At 37.3% G+C, this 1,757-nt stretch carries 4 protein-coding genes; all 4 read right to left on the minus strand.

Going from position 1 to position 1,757, the window contains the following annotated elements; genetic code table 11:
* Positions 1-105 precede the first annotated feature (105 nt).
* Entirely contained in the window at positions 106-588 is a 483-nt protein-coding gene (locus B147_RS30225) for a protein-export chaperone SecB (protein ID WP_020586957.1), read from the minus strand.
* Positions 570-869 (minus strand): hypothetical protein, encoded by a 300-nt coding sequence (locus B147_RS0109385; protein WP_020586958.1) that lies wholly within the window; start codon positions 867-869, stop codon positions 570-572. The genes B147_RS30225 and B147_RS0109385 overlap by 19 nt, the downstream gene beginning before the upstream one ends.
* Positions 845-1,423: a hypothetical protein gene (locus tag B147_RS0109390; RefSeq protein WP_157237836.1), complete on the minus strand. Its 579-nt coding sequence runs from the start codon at positions 1,421-1,423 to the stop codon at positions 845-847. The genes B147_RS0109385 and B147_RS0109390 overlap by 25 nt, the downstream gene beginning before the upstream one ends.
* 108 nt (positions 1,424-1,531) lie before the next feature.
* Positions 1,532-1,757 (minus strand): hypothetical protein (locus B147_RS32420; protein ID WP_211216930.1); only part of this gene is annotated, 226 nt, incomplete at its 5' end.

Here is a 1,757-nt window from a genome sequence, read left to right on the forward strand (position 1 = left end):
AATTTAAGTACCACGAAAATTGGCTTCATAATCTTTTAATTTCGGGTTCATTGGGAGGCTTACGGACATGTCCCCAAAATCCGTTATAATCAGAAACGTTTACTATTAATTATTTCCGGCTTCGATAACATTTATAGAAATATCAGTGTGTTCAGCCAACTTATGCAAATTGATAAGAGGGAAAATAAAAGGAACAATACCAGCATTAGCCAAAAGTGAACTTATTGTGGAACGTAAATAAGGTAACAGGAGTACCGGAAAATGATTTTTAACAATCTGTTCCTCAACTTCTTGTGGGAAACGTTCACCAGGAACTTTAAACATTCCAGCAACACCTGCTGATAAAGTTATCAATTTCTCATCTGTATTTTCATTGCTTAGCTCAATATTCACATCAAGCCCCGCAACGTAAATGGCCTTATCAGAGAAATAGGACGGTTGCCTGATTGCAATCTGAATATTCCATTCTTCACTTGGCAAATATTCTGTATACTCTAACAAATTAATATCGGGCTTAAGCGAGTATTCAAGTCTATCTACTTTATATGAGATGAAGTCAAATTCAGATTTTATGCTGCCAACGCCCATAACTTTTGCTCAATCATTCCGTAATGGTTACCATTAGTGCCTGGTTCAACGCTGCTTTTTTGGGTGGAGCAGGTAAGATCTATCACAACCTTATTCTTATCCATACAACATCTGTAGTTACCTTCTTCACAATCATTAAAATGATAAAGCTCTGTTAAGTATTTACAAACGTCTCCTTTTGCCCTTGTTTTTAACAGGTCTTTGATTGTTTTAGAATCGAGTTCTTTCAACTGATCGAAGACTTGCCTTGCTGCGGCTATGACTCTTTTGCTGTTTTCCATGTCTTTAAGTCCTCGCTGTTATAAAATTCTGACTTATTTATTGTAATACATTTCGGTGTCCGTGCAACGTAGCATCCAGCTTGGCCGACTAATTGTCCAGGATAACACCTCGGTTTTCTCGGTGGATAAACATTAACCCTGAATACGTTTATCGGGTTGCCCAGCACTTTCTCCATCATCTCAATAAATAAGTCATGTAAGTAAGCTCCATTATTTCTATTATCGGGAATATCCTTGTCTTTTATGAGTTCTAAAAGGAGGCTTTTCATTTCGGCTGATTCAAGATTTAAAAATTCATCTTCAGGAAGATTCAAGCACGCAGTTAAAATTGTGCATGTTTTATCTGCATCTCTGCTATAAATTCCTGACGCCATACGACTTAAATACCAGGCAATGGCAAGATCCTCCGAATAAGGCGAGTCTTCCCAAAAATAAGCACCAGTACCTCTTTGTCCTTCTCCCTTGCAGTTAAACCGCTCTGAACAAATTGTGTTGTATCGCGTTTTTGTTGTCCCGTGAGTCCCTTTTAAGTTTAACATTACAGAAAACGGCATCAATCAGTTTAGATCATAGTTAATTGTAATTCATAAATCTATTAATACAACAATGATTCTAACCTTGGCTATATATAAAACTCCTACTTAATGATCGACTTACCAACATTACGTTGGTATGTAAAGATTAATTTGAGCCCTATCCAACCCAACGTGGTTTATGTTTTTACAAACACTATATGTTGGGGTCACGTTTAAATTTCCAATTGATTCCCTTGGATCAAGTCGCTTAATAGTATCCCAGTGCTGACGCATAAATAATAAAAGGTCGGCCGAAGTTGTTCCGCCCACTCCTTTTTGGGAAAATTCCGCCTTTCCTTCTTTCAGAAGGCAT

The organism is Desulfobacter curvatus DSM 3379 (assembly GCF_000373985.1).
GTDB classification, from domain to species: Bacteria; Desulfobacterota; Desulfobacteria; order Desulfobacterales; family Desulfobacteraceae; genus Desulfobacter; species Desulfobacter curvatus.